Here is a 22,268-nt window from a genome sequence, read left to right on the forward strand (position 1 = left end):
CCGTGCGGGACACCTCGCGCCAAACGAGACACCCGCGCTCCACGCCGCCCGAGTGAGCCGGGCACGGCACGGCCGTTGCTCATGCTCCTCGCGGCGCGCCCGGGCCATTCCGGCTCCGAGGCGAGGCGCCACTCAACAAGGGCGGCGAGGAGCGACGATGAACAAGCTGACGGAGAAGCTGAAGGCGGTGGCGGCGGCGGTGGCGGCGATCGAGAAGCAGTTCGGCAAGGGCGCGGTGATGCCCCTGGGCGGCGAGGTGCGCGAGCAGCGCGTGGCGGTCATCCCCACGGGCTCGGTGGGGCTGGACCGGGCGCTCGGGGTGGGCGGCTACCCGCGCGGGCGCGTGGTGGAGCTGTTCGGCAACGAGTCCTCGGGCAAGACGACGCTCACCCTGCACGCGATTGCCCAGGTGCAGGCGCAGGGCGGCGTGGCGGCCTTCATCGACGCGGAGCACGCGCTGGACGTCAACTACGCGCGCAAGCTGGGCGTGCGCGTGGAGGAGCTGCTCATCTCCCAGCCCGACACCGGTGAGCAGGCGCTGGAGATCACCGAGCAGCTCGTGCGCTCGGGGGCGGTGGACCTCATCGTGGTGGACTCGGTGGCGGCGCTGGTGCCGCGCGCGGAGATCGAGGGCGAGATGGGGGACGCGCACATGGGCGTGCAGGCGCGGCTGATGAGCCAGGCGCTGCGCAAGCTGACGGGCGCGGTGAGCCGCTCGGGGTGCTGCATCATCTTCATCAATCAGATCCGCATGAAGATCGGCGTGGTGTTCGGCAACCCGGAGACGACGACGGGCGGCAACGCGCTGAAGTTCTACTCCTCGGTGCGCCTGGAGATCCGCCGCACGAGCAACCTCAAGGACGGCGAGAGCGTGGTGGGGACGCGGGCGAAGGTGAAGGTGGTGAAGAACAAGGTGGCCCCGCCCTTCCAGGAGACCGAGTTCGATCTGCTGTACGGCGTGGGCATCAACCGCCCGGGCGAGGTGCTGGACCTGGGGGTGCAGTCGGGGCTGGTGGACAAGGCGGGCAGCCACTTCAGCCTGCGCGGGGAGCGCATCGGCCAGGGCCGGGAGCGGGCCTCGGAGTGGCTGCGCGAGCACCCGGAGGCCATGGAGGCGCTCGCCCGTGAAGTGGTGGGGATGTCCCTCCCCGTCCCCGCTCCGGGCCCGGCGGCCGCAGAGATGGAAGCGCCGGCGGCGATGGCCTAGGTGCCCAGGGTGTCGAGCGGCACCGGCACCGCGAGACGGCGCTGGCCGGCGCGAAGGTAGAGCTGGCCGCCCTCGTCCTGCTCCATCAGCTCGCCGAGCTGGTATTGGGCGTCCCGGGAGAAGCGCGCCTTCGCCCGGCCACGCTTCACCTGGCAGGTGAGGACGCCCTCCGCGTCCACGGCGAGGGTGGCGGGGTCGAGCGCCTCGGCGGTGCGGTCGCTCAGGCGCACGGACACCCGCTCGTCCGGGGTGACGTCCACGGTGCGGACCTCGTAGGCGGGGCCCTCCACCTGGACGTAGCACCAGTCCTGGCCAATCTGGAGCTGGTAGCGGCCCTGCTCGTCGAGCACCAGCGAGGCGTTGAAGAGCTCGATGATGCGCGGGTGCTCGATGGGCTCGTCGTCGTGCCACCAGCGCAGCCGCGCATCGAGCCGGATGCCGCTGTCCTCGCGGGTGTGCCAGCGCTTGCCGGGAGGCGGCGGTCCCGACGGAGGAGTGGGTCCTGAGGGCGGTTGTGTCACATCCCGTTATCTGCTCGCCCCGGGACGGCCGGTCAAGCCAACACGCCCGGCCCTACCAGTTCCGGACAAGCTCGGTGTAGCCGCGGAAGGCCACCGCGCCCCAGAAGTTCACCAGCACCCCGAGCACCACCGCGGCCTGCACCGCGCGGTTGCGCAGGGACCAGCCGCCGATGGCGAAGAGGAGCAGCAGGTAGGGCGTGTAGTCGATGCTGAACCGGAAGCCGAACTGCATGTAGCCGGTGTTCTGGTAGAAGAGCCCGGGCAGCGCCGTCACGGCCACGGTGAGCCACAGCGGCCAGTGCAGGCGCGGCCTCCGCTTCGGCACCACCAGGAAGACGAGCAGCGGCAACGTCAGCAGCAGCGACAGGCCATGCGGATCGTAGCCCAGCCGCAGCGGGTTGAAGGAGAGACTCGGCAACTTGAGGAAGGCCGCCTCCAGGTTGCGCGACAGGTACACCGGGTCGAACAGGCCAAAGCGGTCGATGTCCACGTTGACACGGTTGTTGTAGAGGAACGAGTGGCCGAACTCGCCCGGGCTGCCGAAGCGGTAGAAGTTGTAGGCCGCCGCCAGCAGCGCGAGCGGCGCGGCCCCCAGGGCGAACAGGCCCAGCTTGCGCAGCACGGGCTTCCAGTGCTCGCCCAGCGTCTTGAGCTGCCCGAGCCGGTCCGGACCGGGGCACAGCACCTCCAGCACGAAGAAGAGCCCGGTGAACAGCAGCGGCGTGCGGGTGAGCGTGGCCATGGAGAAGAAGAGGCCCGCGAGCACCGGGCGGTGCGCCCGCACCGCGTTGCGCACGTAGAGGCACGTGAAGGCCACGCCCATCACTTCCGCGCTGAACCACACCTCGCCGCGGATGGCCGCGTAGAAGAAGAGCGTGCCGAAGGCCAGCACCAGCGCCAGGACGATGTTCTCCGTGCGGTCCCGCTCCGTCTCCCCCTCCTTCGCGAGGAAGCGCAGCAGCGAGTAGAAGAGCGCCACCGCCAACGCCCCGACGATGACCCCGAACGAGGTGTCGTTGAACTGGTAGCCGTGCAGCGCCACGAAGGGCAGCATCACCACCGCGGGGAACGACGGGAAGCTCACGAACCAGCGGTCCCCGGGCCGCACCCGGCCCTCGCACCGGAGCTTCGCCCCCGCCACCTCGCGCACGCACGCCCAGTCCTCCAGGTTGGGCAACACCTCGGGGTCCAGGTCCAGCCGCCCCTCCAGCCACGCCTTCGACTGGTACACGAAGTGCGGCGCCTCGCTCTGCCGCAGGAAACGCTGCGAGCTGAAGCTGGCCAGCACCACGAAGCTCACCAGAAAGAGCACCACCTCCACCCGGTACGCCGAGAACCAGATGCGCAACGCGGCTCCCGCCACCCCGCCTCGCGCTCCCGTGGACACGGAGGGCTCCACGGGCCGCTCGGAAGGGGTGGACTCCGGCGGGGTCGTCCGAGGTTCGCTGGCCGGCTCGGGAGACGGCGCGGAGCCGGAGGCCTGGGCGGAGGACTGCTTGGGACGCTTGGACTTGGAGCGGCTCATGGGGCGGAAGGCGAGGTCAACAGGCGCTCACGCAGCAGCTCGAGCGCGTAGGAGGCGGCGAACAGGCGCACGAGGTCCCGATCGCCTGCGATGGAAAAACGCTCGCAACGGGTGGGAATCCCCTCCCCGGCGAGCGCACAGTAGACGGTTCCCACGGGATCCTCGGGGGTGCCCCCCGTCGGGCCCGCGAAGCCCGTCACGGACAGGCCATAGGTCGTCTTGCAGGCGGCGCGGATGCCCTCGGCCATGGCCACCGCCACCGGGGCCGACACCGCTCCATGGCGAGCCAGCAGCTCGGGCGACACTCCCGCCCACTCCGTCTTCATCGGCTCGGTGTAGACGACCGCTCCGCCCAACAGGAAGCCGCTCGCACCGGACACCCCGGTGAGCTGCGCCGCGATGAGCCCTCCGGTGCAGCTCTCGGCGAGCGACAGCGTGGCCCGCGCCTCCGTCAGCAGCTTCCCCAGCACCACGGGATAGGAGTCCCCATCCGCGCCGTACACCGCCAGCCCGAGGCTTCCCGGCGGGCGGCGGCCTCGGCGGCGGCCAGGGCCGTATCGGCCTCGGCCTGCGAGGGAGCCTCCGCCATCAGCTTGAGCTGGTTCTCCGGGGCATGCGTGCGGAAGCCGAACACCACCCGAGGGTGCGCCGCCGCCAACGGGGCCACGCGCGCGTCCAGCACGGACTCGGGGATGCCCACCGTGCGCAGCAGGCGGAAGGCGCGGTACGTGCGCCCCGGCCGCTTCTCCAGCGCCTCGCGCACGCGCGGCAGCACCTCGCCGTCCACCAGCGCCCGGTACTCGCGCGGCACACCGGGCAGGAAGAAGAGGCGGCAGTCTCCCATCCGGACGATGAACAGGGGCGCGGCCCCCACCGGGTTGGGCACCACCTCCGAGCCCCCGGGCACCAGCGCCATGCGCGCCACGTTGGGCGTCAGCTCCCGGCCCCGCTTCGCGGCGCGCTCGCGCAGGAACTGGAGCGTCCCGGCGTCCTCGACCAGCGGCACACCGGCGGCCTGGGCGGCACACTCGACGGTGAAGTCGTCCGCCGTGGGACCCAGCCCTCCCGAGACGATGACCACATCCGAGCGGGTGGCGGCCTCTTTCAAGGCCCCGGTGATGTCCTCGCGAACGTCCCCCACCAGCACCACCCGCGCCACCTTGATGCCCAGCTCGAAGAGCCGCGCCTCCAGGTACGGGCTGTTGGTATCGGGGGTCAGTCCGGTGACGAGCTCGTCACCGGTGCACAGCAGCTCGACGCGCATGGGCGGCGCATCCTAGCCGCATGCGGCGTCCCCGGCACGTTCCAGGAGAGCGGCGCGGTTACGCCATCTTCTGCTCGTCCTCGTCGTCCAGCTCCTCGTCCTCCTCCTCGAGGACGGCCGCGACACCGGCCCCCGGCCCCATCTTCCGGGCCACGAGGCGGTTGCGCACCAGGAAGGCGGACTCGACGAGCCCGAAGGCGAGGTAGGCGAACGAATAGGCCACCAGCACATAGGCCGGGTGGAAGCGGGTGCCGATGACGACGCCACTGGCGAGCATCAGCATGAGGACGAACGCCGAACGGCGGGACAGGCGCAGGTCCTTGAAGGTCCGGTAGCGGACGGTGGACACCATCAGCAGCGCGAGCAGCGTCGACGCCACCGCCACGGGGCCCCGGGCCGCGTCCTCGAGCGCCTCACCGGCCGTGGCGGCGTGGTGGGCGATGATCATCGAGACGAGCACACCGGCGGCCAGCGGGATGGGCAGGCCCACGAAGAAGCTCCCGCCACCGCCCTGGGGGCTGCGCATGGCCAGCACGTTGAAACGCGCGAGCCGCAGCGCGCCGCAGGCGACGAAGGCGAAGGAGAGGAAGAGGCCGAGGAAGCCCAGGGGCTCGAGCGCCCACTTGTAGGCCAGGAGGGCGGGCGCGGCCCCGAACGAGATGACGTCCGCCAGGCTGTCGAGCTGCATCCCGAAGTCGCTCTGGGTCCTCGTCATCCGGGCGACGCGGCCGTCGAACCCGTCGAAGAACATGGCGAAGAGGATGGACAGGGCCGCCTGATTGAACTGCGCCGGGCCCGGCTGCCCCGCACAGAGGATCATCGCGTAGAAGCCGCAGAGGATGGAGGAGACCGTGAACAGGTTGGGCAGAACGAACATCAACTTGTGGGGTCTCATCGTTCTCCTGACTCCATGTGTCGGCCACTGGCCGTTCCGGTGAAAGCCGGGGGAGAACGAATCATATCAAGGTTTTATTTGCCCGGGCTTCGCGGAGGGCCGATGGACGCAGTGCGTTGGACATTGTGGATCTTGCTCGCCGGACTCGCCCTGTTGGCGGTGAACGTCCTGTGGGTGCTCGCCGTGCGCGGGTGGTACCGGCTGCGCACGGACGAGCCCGAGCGCGTGAAGGTCCGCTGCCAGGATGGTTGGGAGCTGACCGTGCACGTGCGGCGCGCCGCACACCGGCGCTTCGAGGAGCCCGTGCTGCTGTGCCATGGGCTCGCCGCCAACCGGTGCACCTTCGATTTCGAGCCGCCCTACTCCCTGGCCCACTTCCTGTCCGAGGCCGGCTTCGACTGCTTCAGCGTGGAGTGGCGCGGCATCGGCCACTCGCGTCCCCCGCCCCCGGGCCGCCGCTGGGCCGACGTCACGGTGGATGAGCTCATCGCCCAGGACGGGCCCGCGCTCATCGAGCTGGCCCTGGCCCAGACGGGCGCCCGGCGCGCGTTCTGGGTGGGCCACTCGCTGGGAGGACTGGTGGGCTATGCGGTGGCGCAGGGCCCCGCGGGGACGAAGCTCGCGGGACTGCTCGCCCTGGGCTCGCCCGTCTTCTTCCCGCCGGATCCGCTCCTGCGCCGGCTCATCTCCGTGGGCACCATGGCCGCCTGGCCGCGCGGTTTCCGCAACGAGTGGCTGAGCCGCTCGCTGGCGCCCTACCTCGGCTACCTCACCCTCCCCCTGTCCGACGTCATCATCAACCCGAAGCACATCCTCCCGCCCATCCAGCGCAAGGTCTACGCGAACATGATGGCGTCGATGAGCCGCAACGTGCTGCGGCAGTTCCAGGATTGGATCGACCACGACGCCTTCCGCTCCTACGACGGGAGCGTGGACTGGCGCGCGGGACTGGCGAAGCTGGAGCTGCCGGTGATGGTGATGGGCGGGAGCGCGGACCGGCTCGCCTCGCCGAAGAACCTGCGCGCGCAGTACGAGCTGGTCGGCTCGACCGACAAGAAGCTCCACGTCTTCGGCTGCGAGCGCGGCGACAAGATGAACTACGGGCATGGAGATCTGCTCTTCGGCACGGGCGCGCCGATCGAGGTCCATCCGGAGATCCGCGACTGGCTGGCGGCCCGCGCCACGCCCCTGCGTCAGGGCGAGGAGCTCGAGACACAGGCCAGCCCGGCCCCCGTCTCCCTCGGCACGCCCTGACCCGACACGCGGCCCAGCGTCACCCGGGTCGCGCCCTGGCAATCGGCCATCACGAGCCCCGCGGCGTTGTCCCGCGCCAGGAGCGCGTCCACCCGCAGCACCCCGTCCTCCAGGGCCACCAGCGCGGGCCCGCCCGAGCCTCGCACCTCCAGGCCCACGGCCGTGACGCGCGCCAGCGTCTCGGCCCACACCCCGGCCTCCCGGCATGACTCCAGCGACGCCTCGCGCAGCACCACCTGCGAGCCCTGCGCCGCCAGGACGCCCACGCCCGCGGCCTCGCGCACCACGAGGCCCTCCGCCTCCACCCGGGTGTCACGCAGGTGCAGCCCGTCCCCCGCGTCCCCGTCGCGCGTCGTCAGGCGGGTGAGGACCGCCCGCTCCAGCCGGAGCCGCCCGCGCGTGGCCGTGAGGCCATACTCCTCCGCCCCATCCACCCGGAGGCCGCGCAGCACCGTCTCCGAGGCCACCAGCGACACCCCACCGAAGCCGCCGCTGCCCAGCACCACCGTGTCCTCCAGCTCCGCCTGGGAGCCCACGAGCGCCAGGCCCGCCCGCACCGCCCGCACCGAGGTGAAGCCCCGCCCCTCCAGCGTGGCCTTCATGGACTGGAGGCCATACTCGTGCCCGGTGACCGTGACGTCCTCGAGCCGCAGCGTGCCCCGCTGGACGAAGAGCCCCACCTCGCTCCCGCCCTCCACCGACACGTCCCGCAGCCGCACCCGTCCCGCCTCCTGGTAGAGCGCCGTCAGGGGCCCTCGGAAACGCACGGACTCCAGCTCCGCCTCCGAGTCCCGTGCCTCCATGGCCCGCCGGAAGGCGCCGGTGAACGTGGCCTCACGCACCTCCGCGCGCGAGCCGCCCACCAGCAGCACCCCCACCGCTCCCGTGCCCCCCGCCTCGAAGCCGCCTCCCACCACCGTGAGCTGTCCCGCCTCCACCCGCACCGCCCCCGTGCCCTGCCCCCGGAAGCGCACCGCCTCCAGCCGCACCGGGCCAGAGGCCTCCAGGCCCCAGCTCCCTCCCTCGAGCACCAGGTCCTTCAAGAGGCCGCCCCCGGGCGCGCGAATCACCGGCTCCGTCCCCCCGCCATGCAGGACCGCCCCCGCCCCCACCAGCTCCAGCCCGGCGGGCAGCACGAAGGGGCCCGGATAGCGCCCCGGCGCCAGGTGCACCCGGCGGGAAGAACCCCCTCCCGGAACCCGCGCCAGGGCCTCGGACAGGGTGCCGAAGGGCCTCGCCCGCGAGCCGTCACCCGCCCCGCTCCACGCCCCGTCCACCCACACCCCGTCCGGCCCGGCGGACTCCCCGGGGGCGATCACCCCGGCGGTTGCACGGCAGGCCGGAAACGTCAGGAAGAAGATCATCAGCAGGCAGCGGAGCATTCGATCGCACACTCTATTACCTGCCAGCCTTTCGTGCCCGTCCGGATCAGCGGACGCCACGCAAATGATCGAAATGACAAAGGAAAACCCTCTCAATCGATCACATCCTCGCCTCGAGGGCCCGGAGCCCCGCGGCGCGAGGGCGCGACGAGCGCCGGACGCATTCCTCCTCTCTAGAGGAGCCGCGTGCTCCGTCAAATTCCTCGCGGATCGCGCGGAGGCCGATCTACCGGCCTCGCAATGGTTGCCAGCATTGACAGACAAAAGAGCGATTTGTTACCAACCTCGGACTTTCGAATTTCAACGCTGACGGAGGAGAGCGCGGATGACCAAGGCAGAGGCTCGTGGAGGCGGTGGCGGCGCAGTCGCGGCTGACGAAGAAGTCAGCGGCGGAGATTCTCGACATCGTCTTCGCCAACATCGGCAAGGCGGTGAAGAAGGACCAGCGCTTCAGCTACCCCGGCTTCGGCACCTGGTCGGTCCGCTCTCGCAAGGCGCGGAAGATCCGCAACCCGCAGACCAACGAGATGATGAAGCTCAAGGCCTCGAAGACGGTCGGCTTCCGGCCCGCCAAGGAGCTGAAGAACTCGCTGTAGTCCGCGGGAGCCCGCGAGCGCGCTCCGGCCTCACCGGGGGCGTCGTCCCACAGGACGGCGCCCCTCGCGTTTGGAGGCCCCGGCCGGCACCGCCTCCCGCTGCACGAAGGAGGGCTCCTCGCCGGAATCCGTGGGGCCCAGCTCGTCGAGCGGATCACACGGCTGGCCGTCCCGCCACAGCTCGAAGTGCAGGTGCACGCCGGTGGCCTGGCCCGTCCTGCCGGCCGCGCCCACCACGTCCCCCTCCTCGAGCACCTCGCCGGGCGTCACCAGCACACGCGACAGGTGGCTGTAGCGGGTGGTGACGTTCCCGTCGTGCTGGAGGACCACCTGGTTGCCGTGGCCCCCATTCCACCCGGCGCGCACCACCACGCCCTTGGCCGCGGCCGTGACGAGCTGGCCCCGTTTGGCGCCCAGGTCCAGGCCCTGGTGCTCCCGCTCCTCACCGGTGATGGGGTGCACCCGGCTGCCGTAGACACTGGTGATGACGACCGGGTCCACCGGCCAGACGAACTGGAGGGGCTTCTTCGAGGGCTTGAGCTGCAACATGCGCAGCTCGGCCATGCGCCCCGCGAGCTGGTCCATCCGGGCGAGCACCGCGTCGGCCAGGTCCGCGGGCATGTCCCCGTAGGTGCGCGCGTCCTCCTCCAGCTCGGCCTCCAGCGTCACCCGGGCGCGCACCACGTCCAGCGAGGACGTCTTGCGCGCGGACTGGCTCAGGAAGGCGTCCAGGGTGGCGTTCATCTCCCGCCAGTTGAGCACCTGGGCGTCCGGCATGGCGCTGCCCCGCTGCACCTGCGCCCGCGCGGCGCGCGCCTGCGTGGCGAAGGTGGCCAGCGCGTCCCGCAGCGCCTGGGAGGCCGGGGCATCCTCCAACCGCGCGCCCTTCCTCCGGGCCTGGGGCATCCGCTTGGACGTCCCACCCGGGGACGCACCGGGAGCCTCCGCGGCCACCCGGGCTGGCGCGGGCTTCTTGGAGTACAGCTCGTCGAAGCTCATCTTCTGCCGCGCGCGAGGAGCGGCACACGCCGACAGGATGAGCAGCATGAGGGCGGCAAGACGACGCAAGGCGCCGCCCAGTCTACCAACCTTCCGGGAATCGGCCAGCCAACGCCCCGAAGGGGCGGCCCGGCCCCTCGCCAGGACCCGCCGGGGGTGTCCCCCAGCGGACGGAGCGGAGCCCGGCGCCCGAGGGGCCGCCCCCCGGAAGGTCGGGTGAGCTGTCCTGAGAGGTAGTGGAAACCGCTTTACGTCCGAGGTCGGACTGTCATAGAGCACCCCCGTGTCGCGCGAGTCGATGGAATCGAAGCGGAAGCGGGCGGTGGACGTGATGGACCGGCTGGAGGAAGCCATGCCGGACGTGCGCATCGAGCTGGATTATCGCACCCCCATGGAGCTGCTGGTGGCGGTCATCCTCTCCGCCCAGTGCACGGACAAGCGGGTGAACCTGGTCACCCCGGCGCTCTTCCTGCGCTTCCCGGATCCGTACTCGTACGCCCGGGCGAGCGTGGAGGAGCTGGAGCCGTTCATCCAGTCGTGCGGCCTGTACCGCGCCAAGGCGAAGAACATCATCGCCGCGGCCCGGGCCCTGGTGGACGAGCACGGGGGCGAGGTGCCGCGCTCGCGCGCCGCGCTGGAGGAGCTGCCGGGCGTGGGCCGGAAGACGGCGGGCGTGGTGTGCATCCACCTGGGCGGCGACGATGCCTTCCCCGTGGACACCCACGTGAAGCGCCTGGCCTACAGGCTCGGCTTCTCCCGCCACGAGGACCCGGACAAGGTGGAGCTGGACATGCAGGCGCTGCTGCCGCCGGAGCGGTGGGCCAAGGGCCACCAGCTCCTGGTCTGGCATGGGCGGAGGACCTGCTTCGCGCGGGCGCCCGCGTGCGAGCGCTGCCCCGTGGCGGACCTCTGCCCCAAGAAGGGCGTGCGGACTAGACCGACGCCCGCTCCTCGCGCGAAGCCTTGACGCGCTTCATCCGCTTGCGGATGAGCTCCCGCTTGAGCGTGGAGACGTGGTCCACGAAGACGGTGCCATTGAGGTGGTCCGTCTCGTGCTGCACCGCGATGGCCAGCAGCCCGTCGCACGTCAGCGTCTGCTCCCGGCCCTCGGGGTCCAGGAACTTCACCGTCACCACCGCGGCGCGGTCCACGTCCTCGGCCTCGCCGGGGATGGACAGGCAGCCCTCGGTGTAGGTCGTCTTCCCCTCCAGCGCGATGATCTCCGGGTTGATCATCGCCAGCGGCTGGGACTCGGGCTGGCGCGGCCGGGTGTCCAGCACGATGACCCGCTGCAGCACGCCCACCTGCGGCGCGGCGAGCCCCACGCCCTCGGCGGCGTACATGGTCTCGAACATGTCCTGGACCAGGGTGCGGAGGGAGTCATCCACCCGGGCCACCGGCCGGGCTTTCTGCTTCAGGATGGGATCAGGCCAGATGAGGATTTGGCGAACCATGGCGCCCCTCTTAACTCCGTGGCCCCGGACGGGCAACCCGCCCGGAGGGCCCGTCCGGGCGGAGGGCGGCCTTCCATCTACCGGACAACCTTCATACCTTCCTCCACCAGGAGTTCAATTTTCCAGTACCATGGGTGCGGTGGGGAAGGCGCGACGACGAAAAGCCCCCGGGCCGCTTTCCACCCGGCATGAGGAAGGGCACACTGGCGTCAGTCTGCATTCCCCGGTAGACCGGTACAGGAGGGTTTCGCCGTGCTCCGGAAGATCGCGCTGCTGTCGAGCCTGGTGCTGTGCGCTTGCGAGCCCTACGCGTCGCCTCCGCCGAACATCGTCTCCATCGAGCCCGAGGAGGTGGTGAGCGGCGAGACGGCGGAGATCTCGCTCAAGCTGGACGCCCCACTGCCGGTGAAGGTGGACTACGGCCACGGGACGGCGACCCTGCTGACTCCCACGCTGCTGATCGGCGGGCAGACGGTGACCATCCTCCGCGTGGAACAGGATGGGACGCTGCAGGCCAGCGTGCCCGGGAGCCTGTCGGCCGGGCAGCAGGATGTCCGGCTGGAGATGGGGGACGGAAGCGAGTCCGTCAGCGAGCAGGGCCTCACGGTACTCCCGACGCCTCCGGTGATGACGCCCCGGAGCGCGGATGGCGGCCCGGCGGACCCCGAGGCCGATCCAGCCGGGGGCAGGGACCTGCTCGTCACGGGTGTGCGCATCGATCCCATCCCGGATCAGGTCCGCGGCGTTCCGTTCTCCATCACCCTGCGCGCCGAGGGCCCGGAGGCGGCCCTCTTCGAAGGCCAGGTGCTGCTCTACGCCAACAAGGGGCACGTCAGCCCGAACCTGAGCAACCCCTTCCGCCAGGGCGTGCGGCAGGAGCAGGTCGTCATCGACAAGCAGGGCGGCAACGTCGTGCTCACCGTGCGCGCCGGCAAGACGATCACCGCCCAGTCCAATCCCTTCAAGGTCTCGGTGAAGTAGGACGGGCCGGCGGCACGCGGCCGCCGCTCAGTCCAGCAGGCTGCGGGCGTACTCCTCGCGCAGCCGATCATCCGCGAGCGCCCGGGCCGCCTCGGCCAGGGCGGTGGAGATCTGCTGGGCCCGGTGCTGGAGCGCGGGATCCGGGTGCCCCGCGAAACGCAGCGGGTGGAACTCGGTGGTGAGCAGCGTGTAGGCGCGCTTCACCTCCTCGCTGCCCGCGGAGCGCGAGAGCCCGAGCACGGTGAAGTAGTCCGCCTCCTGGATCTCCTCGAACTTGGACTCGAGCCGGCGCACGTCCAGCTCGCCCGGAGCCTCCTGCTCGGAGCCGGAGGACCTGGAGGCGGGACGCAGGGTGAGGAGGCCCAGGGCCCGGGCCACCGCGAACACCTTGAGCGCGGTGTCCTGGGGCATGCCCGCGCCCAGCAGGAGTTGCTCGAGCGTCTGCTCGCCGTCGATCTCCTCGAGGAGCCGCAGCTCGCGCGAGGAGAGCCCGAAGGCCTCCGGGGCCGGCTCGGGCTCGCCGCGGACGACCACGGCCCGCAGCCCTCCGGCGGCCTCGACGAGGGACTCACTGGAGACACCGTTGCGCAGGGACTCGGCCAGCAGGTGCAGCAGCGGCCGCGTGGAGGCGGCGAGGGCCACCTCGTGCGGAGGCGGCTCCTCGGCGAGCCGGTACAGCGACGAGGACTCGGAGAGCGCGTCCAGGGCCACCTGCTCCGTGTAGCGCTGCACGAGCGGGACGAACTCGTTCTCGCGCAGGTAGCCGCGGCTGCGCATGGCGTCGAGGAGCGCCCCCGTGGAGGCGCTGCGCACCAGCCGCAGCTCGTTCTCCTGGCGCGCGTCGATGAGCCCATCCGCCCGCGCCCGGTCCACGAGCGACTCCTCCGGGGCGGAGGACACCGCGCCCACCAGCGCCCCATCCTTCAACCAGAGGATGCGCAGGGCCCCGGCCACCTTGAGCTCCAGGCGGACCTGGGCACGCGCCTCCTGGAGACGGGTGACGAGCCGTGCCAGCCCCTCCTGGTTGACGCTGCCCGCGCGGGGGATGTCCACCTCGAACCTGCCGGGCACCTGGAGGGAGACGATCGCCGCCCGGGCCCGGGCCGCCAGCTCCTCGGCCTCGGCACGGGCCTTCGCGAGGGCCGCATCCGTCTCCGCGCGCACCCGGGTGACGGTCTGCTCGGCCTCGCGCAGCGCCTTCTCCTCGGCCTCGTGGCGGGCCTGCTCGGCGCGGGCGACGCGCTCGGCCATCTCCGCCTCGGCCTGGGCCCTCGTCGCCTCGAGCCGCTCCACCTCGTGGGCGAGGAACTCCCGCTCCTCCCGCTCCTGCGCCAGCGTCTGCGTGAGCCGCTCCACTTCCTCCCGGGCCTCGCGCACCTGGGACACCTGGCGCGCCACCGTCTCCTCGAGCCCGGACAGCCGGGCCTCCAGCTCGGAGCGCACGCCGGACAGTTCCTCGCGCGCCTGGGACCCCGCCTCGGCACGGGCTTCCGCCTCCGTCCGGGCCTGCTTCTCCTCCGCGGCCTTCGCCTGCGCGGCGGCACGCGCCTTCTCCGCGCGCTCGACGCGGGCCTCCAGCTCCACGCGCAGCCGCTCCACCGTCACGGCCCGAGCCTCCGCGTCGGCCCGCGCCTGCTCCAGCTCCCCGGCGTACCCGTCCGACGTGGCGCGCGCCTTCTCCAGGCGCTCGAGGCGGGACTCCAGCTCGGCGCGCGAGCGCTCCGCCGTCTCCGCGCGCGTCTCCGCCGCGGCCCGCTCCCGCTCCTGCGCCTCGGCCCGCGCGAGCGCCTCGGCCCGCTCCTGCTCCGCCTCGACGGCCCGCGCCTCCGCCCGCGCCCGGGCCTTCTCCATCCCCTCGGCGCTCTGCTCCGCCTTGGCCCGCGTCCGCGACTCCGCCTCGGCGCGCGCCTCCGCCTCGGACCGCGCCTGCTCCGCCGCCTCGGCTCGCGCCTCCGCGTCCGTGCGGGCCTTCATCTCCGACTGCACGCGCGCATCCGCGCTGGTGCGCGCACGGGCCTCCACCTCGGCCCTCGCCTTCTTCTCGGCGTTGACCCGCGCCTCCGCCTCGGCCAGGGCCTTCTCCGCGGCGGCCAGACGCTCCTCGGCCGCCACCCGCGCCCGCGACTCGGCCTCCACTCGGGACTCGGCCTGGGTGCGCGCCTGGTGCTCCGCCTCGGCTCGCGCCTCCGCTTCCGCCCGGGCCTTCGCCTCCTTCTCGGCGCGCGCCGTGACCTCCTTGCGCGCCTTCGCCTCCCCATGCGCCCGGGCCTCCCACTGCTCGCGGGACTTCGTCTCCGCCTGGGCCCTCGCCTCCACCTCCTCGAGCCGCGCGTCCACCCGCGCCCGGGCCTCCGCCTCGGACGTGGCGCGCTGCTCCGCCTCGGCCCGCCCCCGCTCCTGCTCCCCGGCCTTCTCCCGCCACTCCGTGAGCTGCTGCTCGAGGGCCTCGATCTTCTGGCCCAGCCGGGAGAGCTGCTCCTCCTGCCTCGGCTGCTGTTGGGCCTCGCGCTGCTCGAGATCCGCCACCCGCGCCCGCGCCGCCTCCATCTCCCGCTGCAGCGACTCCAGCCGCGCCCGGACCTCGCCGGCCTCGCGCCGCAGCGACTCCTCTCCCGCGCTCGAGGCCTCCTGCCGCGTCTCCAGCGAGGAGCGCAGCCGTGCCACCTCCTCCTCGAGCTCCGTGCTCTTGCGCTCCGCCTCGCGCCGGCGCGCCACCGCGCCGTCCCTCTCGGACAGCACCTGCGAAATCCGGCGCTCCGCCCGCATCAGGCGCACTTCCAGGACCGCCACCGCGTCATCCGCCGGCAGCGACGTCACATCCGGCGCATCCGCCGCCCCCGGCACGGGCCTCAGCGGGAACTTCGCCGTGGTCTCGAGAGTCTTCTTCGACTCGGACCGGGCACCCTCCCCGTCCTCCGGCTCCTGTCCCGGTGCCGCGTCCGGTGCCGGCGAGGCCTTCACGGGTCCGGCATCCACCGGCCCGGCCTTCGTCGGCCCGGCCTTCGCAGGCCCGGCCCCGGAGTCGAACCAGTCCGAGCCCACGCTCTCCTGGTGCGGTTCCTCCCACCCTTCTGGCGCGTCGCCTTCGGACGGCAGCGGCGCATCCTCGGGCACGGGCTCCAGGTCCGAGCCATCCAGGGGCCGCACGGACATGGGCGTCTTCGGGACATCGAAGAAGCCCTCCTCCCCGAGCTGAGGCCCAGCCTTCCTGGGCGGCTCGGCGGAAGGCATCGCCTCGGGCGCACCCGGCGACGCCCGCTCGCGCGCCAGTGCCGCTTCGATCTCCTGCTGGGCGAGGCGCTCGGCTTCCTCGCGGGCCTGCGCCTCGACATCGACGACCTTCACCGCGGGCAGCGGAGGCAGCGAAGCCAGGGGCACCACCGGCTCCGGCGCTGGCCCTACCACCGGCCCCAGCTCGACCGGAGTCGGCGCCGTGATGATGGGAATCGCCATGCCCATCGCGGGCGTCCGCGCGAAGAGCCCCGCCGATGACGACTCGGGCAGCGAGGACTCGTCCTGCCTCATCCGGCGCCGGGAGGCGGCCTCGCGGCGCACCTCGTCCTCCACGCGCCGCATCTCGTTCTCGTCAGGGCTGGAGGGCGCCTGCGGCAGCACCTGGGCGGAGCCGGCCACCGCCTGCTCCGTCGCACCGAAGAGCGACTCCGCCTCGGCGCCCGGGTCCGGCTCGGTCACCACCGGGGCCTTCGGGGCCGGCGCCTCCACCCCGGGTGTGGGCGCCGGGACGGTGGCCACCGCCTGCTCCGTCTGGGAGAAGAGATCCTCGGCATCGAGGGAGGACGGGGAGCGCCGCGACTCGTCCCCCTTCGGCAGGTCATCGAAGAGCGCGTGCTCCAGCGCGGCGTTGCGGCCCGGCGCGGAGGACTTGTGGACGAGTCCCGGCGGCCCGGACAGCATGGGGGCCGGTGACACCACCTCCACCTCCTCCTTCACCGCGAACCAGGCCTCCGGGCCCGCGGGCGAACGGAGGACCGTGGACACCTGCTCCACGAAACCCGAGCCATCCAGGGGCAGCGGCGCCATCGGCGCGGCACTGCCGGGGACGGACTCGCCGAGCAGCAGCACGCGGGCGAGCCGCATGTCCGGATGCTGGCCGAGCTCATCCAGCACGAGGTGGCCGCGCCCGCCCTCCATGCCGGGCGCCAGAATCATGAGCGCGGGCAGGTGGTGGCCAAAGGCAATGAGGGCATCCGCCACGGAGGTCGCGAGAATGACCTCATACCCCTCGCGCGCGAGCAGACGGCGCACGGTGGCGATGGTGGCGATGTCGTCGTGAACGAGGAGGACCGATTCGGCCATTGGAATCGCGGGCGAGTCTACAGCATGGCCGCCGGATCCACGTCGATCGTGACACGCACGGCGGACGGAATGTCGACCAGCTTCGCCTCCAGGCGGGCAAGCAGCGGGGCGAGCGCCGCATGGGTGGGGGCCTTGAGGAGCAACTGCCACCGGGTGCGGCCACGAATCCGCGAGATGGGCGCCACGGCGGGCCCCAGCAGGCGCACCCCCCAGGAGGCCGGAGGCATCTGGCGGGCGATGAAGTCCCCGAGCTGCCGGGCCACGCTGGCCGTCTGCTCGGCGCTCTCACCCTCCAGGCGCACCGCCGCCATGCGGGTGTAGGGCGGCCAGGCGAGCACCTTGCGCCGCTCCAGCTCCCGCTGGGCGAAGCCGTCGAAGTCATGGACGAGCATGCGCTTCACCGGATCCGCCTCGGGGTTGTACGTCTGCACGAGCACCCGCCCCGGGTCCTTCCCGCGTCCGGCCCGCCCCGCCACCTGGGTGAGGAGGTGGAAGGTACGCTCGGCGGCGCGGAAGTCCGGGATGGCCAGCGAGGTGTCCGCCATCACCACGCACACCAACGTCACCCCGGGGAAGTCGTGCCCCTTGGCCACCATCTGCGTGCCCACCAGCACGTCGATCTCCCGGCGGGCGAACGAGGCGAGCATCTCGGTGAGGCGCTCGGCACTGGTGGCCGAGTCCCGGTCCAGCCGGGCCACGCGGCCCTGGGGAATCCGCTCGGCGACCTCCGCCTCCACGCGCTCGGTGCCGACGCCCATCTTGAGCAGCGGCCCGGTGCACTCGCGGCAATGGTCGGGCAGGGGGTGGGCCACGCCACAGTAGTGACACACCACCCGGTTCTGCGAGCGGTGGTAGGTGAGGCACACGTCGCAATCGGCGCACTTCACCGAGTTGCCGCACACCTCGCAGATGAGGAAGGTGCTGTGCCCGCGGCGGTTGAGGAAGAGGATGACCTGCTGGCCCTTGGCGATGGTCTCCGCCATGGCATCGAGCAGCGGCGCCGAGAGGATGGGCGCCTCCTCCTGCACGAGCGGCTCGCGGGGACGCTCCTGGCGCAGGTCCACCAGCGAAATGGTGGGCATGGGCCGGTCATCCACGCGGTTCTCGAGCATCAGCTTGCGGTAGCGCCCGCGGCGGGTGTTCTCCAGCGTCTCGAGCGAGGGCGTGGCCGAGCCGAGCACCACCACCGCCCCGGCCTGCTTGGCGCGCACCACGGCCAGGTCTCTCGCCTGGTAGCGCAACTTGTCCTCCTGCTTGAAGGAGGGGTCGTGCTCCTCGTCCACCACCACGAGGCCGAGGTTCTCCACGGGGGCGAACACCGCCGAGCGCACCCCGACGGCGATGCGCACCGTGCCCTTGCGCAGGGCCTGCCAGTGGAAGAGGCGCTCGCGATCCTTGAGGCCCGAGTGCAGCACGGCCACGTCCGCGCCGAAGCGGCTGCGGAAGCGACCCACGAGCTGCGGCGTGAGGGCGATCTCCGGCACCAGCACGAGGCTGCCCTTGCCGTGCGACAGCGCGCGCTCCACGGCCCGCAGGTACACCTCGGTCTTGCCGCTGCCGGTGACGCCGTGGAGGAGGAAGGGTTGGAAACCGCCGGTGTCGATGGCCGTGTGGAGCTCCTTCACCGCCACGTCCTGCTCGGGGGTGAGCTGCGCGGGACGGCCCTGGGCGAGCCCTTCCTTCACCCCGGGGGCGATGACCTCCTCGTCGATGCGCACGAGGCCCCGCTCCACCAGCTTGCGCAGCGTCTCGCGGGCCCCGGGGATGGCGTGGGCCACCTCCTCCAGGGGGGCCCGGCCTCCCACCGCGAGGAGATAGGCCAGCGCGGCGGATTGCGCGGGAGCACGGCGGAGAATCGCGGGCGCCTCGGTGACGAGCGCCACGGCGAACTCCTGCACGTCGGGCTTCGCCTCCTTCTCCATCTCGGTCTTGGTGAGGCCGGGAGGCAGCGCGCTCTTGATGACCTCGCCGAGCGGGTAGCGGTAGTGCTCGGCGGCGAAGCGCAGGAGCGCGATGAGGTCCGGCGGGAGGGAGGGCGAGTCCTCCAGCACCTTCATGATGGGCTTGAGCTTGACGCTCTCGGCCTCGGGAGGCGGCGTGGCGGGCCCGAGGAAGAAGCCGAGCGACATGCTGCGGCCGAAGGGCACGAGGATGCGCTGGCCCGGCGACAGCCTCCCGGTGAGACCCTCGGGGACGACATAGGTGAACTCGCCCCGGACGGGACGGCCGACTGCGACGGAGGCGAGGTTCGAGGGGCTCACGGCGACCTGTGAACCACTGTAGCGGCGCTCCCTGACACCGGTAGTTTCTGACCGGAGTGTCCGCCGTGGACACATCCGTGGACACATCGGGCCACACCCCCAGTGGGGGGCAGCGCATCACGAGACTCGAATGGCACCTCTTGCCAAGAGGGAAGTCCGTGGTGATGATTTCCCAGGTCACCCCAGAGGACTTGACCTGACACATCACCCCGGAGCCCGTTTGCCATGGGAGCAGCACTGACGGATGACGAGGCCCGCCTGGGTGAGGCCATCGCCTGGTACTGGAGGGCTCGGAACCAGCCCACCAGCCGGTTGGAGGGCTTCCACGCGCTCGTGAGCCGGATTCTGGCGGACAACGGCCTGCCCGAGGCCCGTGTCCACACGCGCCAGGGGCTGGAGCTCCCCCGGCTTCTTCCTGCCCACGCGGCCCTGGGACCTCGTCGTGATGCATGAGGGAAGGCTCGTCGCCGCCCTCGCCATCAGGTCGCGGACGGCGCGGTCGCTGGAGAGCGGCTTCGTCGCCCTGGGCGAGGAGGCCATCACCACGGGCAAGGAGATGGAGGCCCTGTGCCGGAAACAGGCCTTCGGGCCCGGGCTCCGGCCGTGGTTCGGATGGCTGGTGCTCCTGGAGGAAGGCTCAGCCCTCACGCGGCCAGCGGCCGTGGCCCCGACCCTCCTCCAGGTCGTCCCTGAGTATCGCCACAGCACCCATGCCCAGTGGTACGAGCTGCTGCTGCGCAAGCTCGAACGCGAGCGGCTCTTCGACGCCTGCGCACTCCTCCTGTGCCCCGAGGAGCGGAAACCTTCCGCCCACTACCGCGAGCCCGCTCGCGATCTCGGCGGCAAGCGGTTCCTCGCGCATCTGGCCAGCCATGCCGGAGCGTTCGCGGCCTGTCTTTGAACCACGCTCACTCGGGCCGCTCGAAGCGGCGCGTCACCATCACGGGAACCTGCCTGGTGATCTTGAAGGTGCCCGGCTCCGTCCCCGGCTCCTTCCAGAACCACCCCCCCCGCTCGTCGGCGCCGAGCAGCATGCACACCGGCATCTCTACGCCCCCGGGCATCTCTGCCCGCGTCCAGTAGACTTGAATCCTCTCGCCGCCCGTCCACATCTGCCCGTACAGCTTCGTGCCCACGGGCAGCATGCTGTCCGCACTGTCCCCCTCCTCGATGAAGCTCACGATGGGGCCCGCGCGGAAGTCGGCGTACGGGCTGTAGGCGGTCAGAGGACGGTTGATGTCGAGCGTGAGATGGCCCCACTTGCCCGGCCCGAAGCCCCGGATGCTCATGGCCCTGAGCGCCTCCTGGGGACAGTCCTGAGGCCACGTGGGATTCACGGGAACGCCCACGCATCCCGCCGTCACCAGGCACACGGCGGCCGCGAGCGACTTCATGAATGCCATGTCCGGTGTGGAGGGCTGTACCTGGGAAGCCGGCGAGGAGCTGGCGGGAGTCTTCGATTCGCGCATGGAGGGATGTTCCTGTGTCGGGTGATTCGATTCAAAGGGTAGGCCGAGGCAGGTAGCGCGTCCCACCGTGAGCGCGGCCATCAGGACGGCCACCAGGAGGAGCGCGCCGGGCCTCTTCAGCCGTGGCACCTTCTCGCGGGCAGGAGGGCTCGGCGTGGACGCTTCCGTGGCACGCGAGTGCGGCGTGGCGGCCTCGCCCTGGACGAAGAGGGGCTCCGCCAGCCCGGGCCCTCCACGGCGAAGGAGCGCGTCCACGGCCTCGGTCACCTCCCTCGCACCGGCTGGACGCTCCTCGGGCCGGGGCGACACCAGCCGGGACAACAGCTCGCTCACCTCCTGGGGGACGCGCGGATTGAGGGCGGCGGGAGCCTCGGGCGCCCGGCCTTCCAGGAGCGCCCGGTAGGAGTCCTCGGGCCGCTCGGCTCCGAAGGGAAACGAGAGGGTGAAGGCCCGGTACCAGGTGACGCCCAGCGCGTACAGGTCGTCCGCGTGGCGGAACTCGTAGCGCAACTCGAAGTCGCCCAGGTGCTCCCGCTGGAAGCGCAGGGCCTCGGGGCTGCGGTAGAGCGACGTGCCCGGCGGGAGCTGGGTGCCGGTGAGCGAGGCCGCTCCCTCGTAGTCCCCCACGCCCAGGTCCACCAACACGAGCCGCCCGTCCTCTCGGACGAGCAGGTTCTCCCCCTTCACATCCCGGTGCAGCGCCCCTGCCCCATGCACCGCGTGGAGCGCCAGTGCCGACTGCTTGAAGAGGTCCAGCGCCTCGCGCACCTGGACGTCGCGCAGGGAGAGCAATGCATACAGGCAGGGGCCCGGGACGTACTCCATGACGAGGAAGGGCAGACGCTCACGAGCACCCGGCACGAGCCAGTGACCCGCATCGATGAGCCGCGCCACGTTGGAGTGCTTCACGCGTGACAGCAGCTCCACCTCCCGCTCCAGCCGGAGGGAGACCGTGCCCGGCCGCAGCGCCAGCTTCAGCGCGGCCTGACGCCGCAACCCGTGCTCCCCACGCACGAGGTACACCGCCCCATAGCCTCCCCAGCCCAGTCGGCCGATGATGCGCCAGTTGCCCACGCGAGTGCCCGCGGGCAGGTCGATCGGGTCCAACTTCCACGCGGCCTGGGCATCCATTCAGCGCGACTCCTCCACCCGCACGCCACGACTTCCGCCCTCCTCGCGTACCTCCAGTACCACGGGCGCATCGGCCCCCTGCCCTGCCGACTCCACCACCACCCACCCACTGCCTCCAGGCTCGATGGGGCGCTCCATGGCGACCGTCCACCGCCCATTCCCCTCCCGTCCTTCACCCGTCAGCGGGAGCTGCACGGCCTCCGTCGCGAGCCACGGCCGCGCTCCCGCGAGATTGTGGACGTGAAAAATGATGGCCCGCCCACGTTCCGCCCGGTACACCCTCGGACTCTTCACGACGACCCCAGTGCCGACGAGACTTCCCCGGAACATGCTGGGGGTGACGCCCGCCTCGCCCATCACCCCCGAGAACACCATTCGGGAGAACGGGCCCACCTGGCGCCCGGGGGAGACAGCGTCCGGCTCCGGTTCCGACCGGGCCGAGCGCGGGCGCAGCTCCACGTCCACCCGCGCGTCCACTTCACCGGGATGAGAGACGAGTTGGAAGACCAGCCGGGTACGGGTTTGTCCCTGCGCGAGCACCACCTCCAGGGGCAACCGCTCGCCAGCGGCCAACTCCCGCTGCGCCTCGATGAGCAAGGAGTGCCCGGCCGGGTCCACCGAGACGGAGCGCCCGGCGCCCTCGCGCTTCAGCTCGGCGTGAACCAGTTCCGTATCGAAACGCACGAGGGTGGGGATGCCGGGAGCCACCCGCAGCTCCGGCTCGCTCCCAGCGGGTATCTGGGCGAGCACGAGCTGCTGCTCGCGGCGCACACGGACCACGGGCTGTTGCTGGGCCTGCGCGACGGTGGCACAGGCGAGCAGGGCCGTCACGGCGGCCCGGGAGAGAAGGGATGGCATGCGCATGACCTCGGAGGTTCATGCGTATACCATGACCGGAGCCGTTGAGCGGCGAAGGGCCGGGGGCGATTTATTCATCCCAGGCGAAAGCGGCCAAGAGGGTGTTGAACAGGATCAGTCAGGCGAGCCGACGGCGCCAGCCGAGAGTTCGCAC

At 71.7% G+C, this 22,268-nt stretch carries 17 protein-coding genes and 1 pseudogene; 7 read left to right on the forward strand and 11 right to left on the reverse strand.

Going from position 1 to position 22,268, the window contains the following annotated elements; all coding sequences use genetic code 11:
• Window positions 1-157: 157 nt before the first annotated feature.
• A complete protein-coding gene (recA, locus tag ACN28I_RS18890; RefSeq protein ID WP_420943372.1) occupies window positions 158-1,207 on the forward strand; it encodes a recombinase RecA in 1,050 nt (349 codons plus the stop codon).
• Here the strand turns inward: recA and ACN28I_RS18895 are convergent.
• The 4 genes and pseudogenes from ACN28I_RS18895 to pssA all read right to left on the reverse strand — a co-directional run bounded on the left by ACN28I_RS18895 (window position 1,204) and on the right by pssA (window position 5,412).
• The gene (locus ACN28I_RS18895; RefSeq protein ID WP_420943373.1) at window positions 1,204-1,728 is read right to left on the reverse strand and encodes a DUF1285 domain-containing protein; all 525 of its coding nucleotides are present in this window, start codon (window positions 1,726-1,728) and stop codon (window positions 1,204-1,206) included. The genes recA and ACN28I_RS18895 overlap by 4 nt on opposite strands.
• Before the next feature lie 52 nt (window positions 1,729-1,780).
• Window positions 1,781-3,253 carry a hypothetical protein gene (locus ACN28I_RS18900; RefSeq protein WP_420943374.1) on the reverse strand — a complete coding sequence of 491 codons (1,473 nt, stop codon included), beginning with the start codon at window positions 3,251-3,253 and terminating at the stop codon, window positions 1,781-1,783.
• Window positions 3,250-4,517: pseudogene (locus ACN28I_RS18905) on the reverse strand (CinA family nicotinamide mononucleotide deamidase-related protein). Before ACN28I_RS18905 ends, ACN28I_RS18900 begins: the two are co-directional and overlap by 4 nt.
• A gap of 58 nt (window positions 4,518-4,575) precedes the next feature.
• A complete protein-coding gene (pssA, locus tag ACN28I_RS18910; protein ID WP_420943375.1) occupies window positions 4,576-5,412 on the reverse strand; it encodes a CDP-diacylglycerol--serine O-phosphatidyltransferase in 837 nt (278 codons plus the stop codon).
• Between the two features lie 102 nt (window positions 5,413-5,514).
• Here pssA and ACN28I_RS18915 point away from each other — a divergent pair, with 102 nt between their 5' ends.
• Window positions 5,515-6,666 (forward strand): alpha/beta fold hydrolase, encoded by a 1,152-nt coding sequence (locus ACN28I_RS18915; RefSeq protein WP_420943376.1) that lies wholly within the window; start codon window positions 5,515-5,517, stop codon window positions 6,664-6,666.
• On the opposite strand, the gene ACN28I_RS18920 is transcribed toward ACN28I_RS18915, so the two are convergent.
• Window positions 6,606-8,048, reverse strand: a complete 1,443-nt coding sequence (locus ACN28I_RS18920; protein ID WP_420943377.1) for a hypothetical protein — start codon at window positions 8,046-8,048, stop codon at window positions 6,606-6,608. The genes ACN28I_RS18915 and ACN28I_RS18920 overlap by 61 nt on opposite strands.
• Before the next feature lie 353 nt (window positions 8,049-8,401).
• Between ACN28I_RS18920 and ACN28I_RS18925 the strand changes: the two genes are divergently transcribed.
• On the forward strand, window positions 8,402-8,644 hold the full coding sequence (locus ACN28I_RS18925) for an HU family DNA-binding protein (protein ID WP_420943378.1): 243 nt from the start codon (window positions 8,402-8,404) through the stop codon (window positions 8,642-8,644).
• 30 nt (window positions 8,645-8,674) lie between these two features.
• Here the strand turns inward: ACN28I_RS18925 and ACN28I_RS18930 are convergent, their stop codons facing one another.
• Entirely contained in the window at window positions 8,675-9,712 is a 1,038-nt protein-coding gene (locus tag ACN28I_RS18930; RefSeq protein ID WP_420943379.1) for a M23 family metallopeptidase, read from the reverse strand.
• Window positions 9,713-9,941: 229 nt separating this feature from the next.
• Between ACN28I_RS18930 and nth the strand changes: the two genes are divergently transcribed.
• Window positions 9,942-10,610: an endonuclease III gene (gene nth, locus ACN28I_RS18935; RefSeq protein ID WP_420943380.1), complete on the forward strand. Its 669-nt coding sequence runs from the start codon at window positions 9,942-9,944 to the stop codon at window positions 10,608-10,610.
• On the opposite strand, the gene def is transcribed toward nth, so the two are convergent.
• On the reverse strand, window positions 10,576-11,097 hold the full coding sequence (gene def, locus ACN28I_RS18940; RefSeq protein ID WP_420943381.1) for a peptide deformylase: 522 nt from the start codon (window positions 11,095-11,097) through the stop codon (window positions 10,576-10,578). The two genes, nth and def, sit on opposite strands and share 35 nt — an antisense overlap.
• Before the next feature lie 252 nt (window positions 11,098-11,349).
• Between def and ACN28I_RS18945 the strand changes: the two genes are divergently transcribed.
• The gene (locus ACN28I_RS18945) at window positions 11,350-12,078 is read left to right on the forward strand and encodes a hypothetical protein (protein WP_420943382.1); all 729 of its coding nucleotides are present in this window, start codon (window positions 11,350-11,352) and stop codon (window positions 12,076-12,078) included.
• A gap of 27 nt (window positions 12,079-12,105) precedes the next feature.
• On the opposite strand, the gene ACN28I_RS18950 is transcribed toward ACN28I_RS18945, so the two are convergent.
• Window positions 12,106-16,395: a hypothetical protein gene (locus tag ACN28I_RS18950; protein ID WP_420943383.1), complete on the reverse strand. Its 4,290-nt coding sequence runs from the start codon at window positions 16,393-16,395 to the stop codon at window positions 12,106-12,108.
• A gap of 17 nt (window positions 16,396-16,412) precedes the next feature.
• Entirely contained in the window at window positions 16,413-18,743 is a 2,331-nt protein-coding gene (gene priA, locus ACN28I_RS18955; RefSeq protein WP_420943384.1) for a replication restart helicase PriA, read from the reverse strand.
• 138 nt (window positions 18,744-18,881) lie between these two features.
• Between priA and ACN28I_RS18960 the strand changes: the two genes are divergently transcribed.
• Window positions 18,882-19,109, forward strand: a complete 228-nt coding sequence (locus ACN28I_RS18960; RefSeq protein ID WP_420943385.1) for a hypothetical protein — start codon at window positions 18,882-18,884, stop codon at window positions 19,107-19,109.
• The gene (locus tag ACN28I_RS18965; protein WP_420948664.1) at window positions 19,102-19,557 is read left to right on the forward strand and encodes a PaeR7I family type II restriction endonuclease; all 456 of its coding nucleotides are present in this window, start codon (window positions 19,102-19,104) and stop codon (window positions 19,555-19,557) included. The genes ACN28I_RS18960 and ACN28I_RS18965 overlap by 8 nt, the downstream gene beginning before the upstream one ends.
• Before the next feature lie 7 nt (window positions 19,558-19,564).
• Here the strand turns inward: ACN28I_RS18965 and ACN28I_RS18970 are convergent, their stop codons facing one another.
• Together ACN28I_RS18970 and ACN28I_RS18975 are read right to left on the reverse strand one after the other, a co-directional pair.
• Window positions 19,565-21,256 (reverse strand): protein kinase domain-containing protein, encoded by a 1,692-nt coding sequence (locus ACN28I_RS18970; protein WP_420943386.1) that lies wholly within the window; start codon window positions 21,254-21,256, stop codon window positions 19,565-19,567.
• Entirely contained in the window at window positions 21,257-22,114 is an 858-nt protein-coding gene (locus ACN28I_RS18975; RefSeq protein ID WP_420943387.1) for a DUF2381 family protein, read from the reverse strand.
• Window positions 22,115-22,268: the final 154 nt, after the last annotated feature.

Origin of the sequence: Archangium gephyra (genome assembly GCF_049060025.1) — a bacterium.
In the GTDB taxonomy this organism is placed as follows: domain Bacteria; phylum Myxococcota; class Myxococcia; order Myxococcales; family Myxococcaceae; genus Archangium; species Archangium gephyra_A.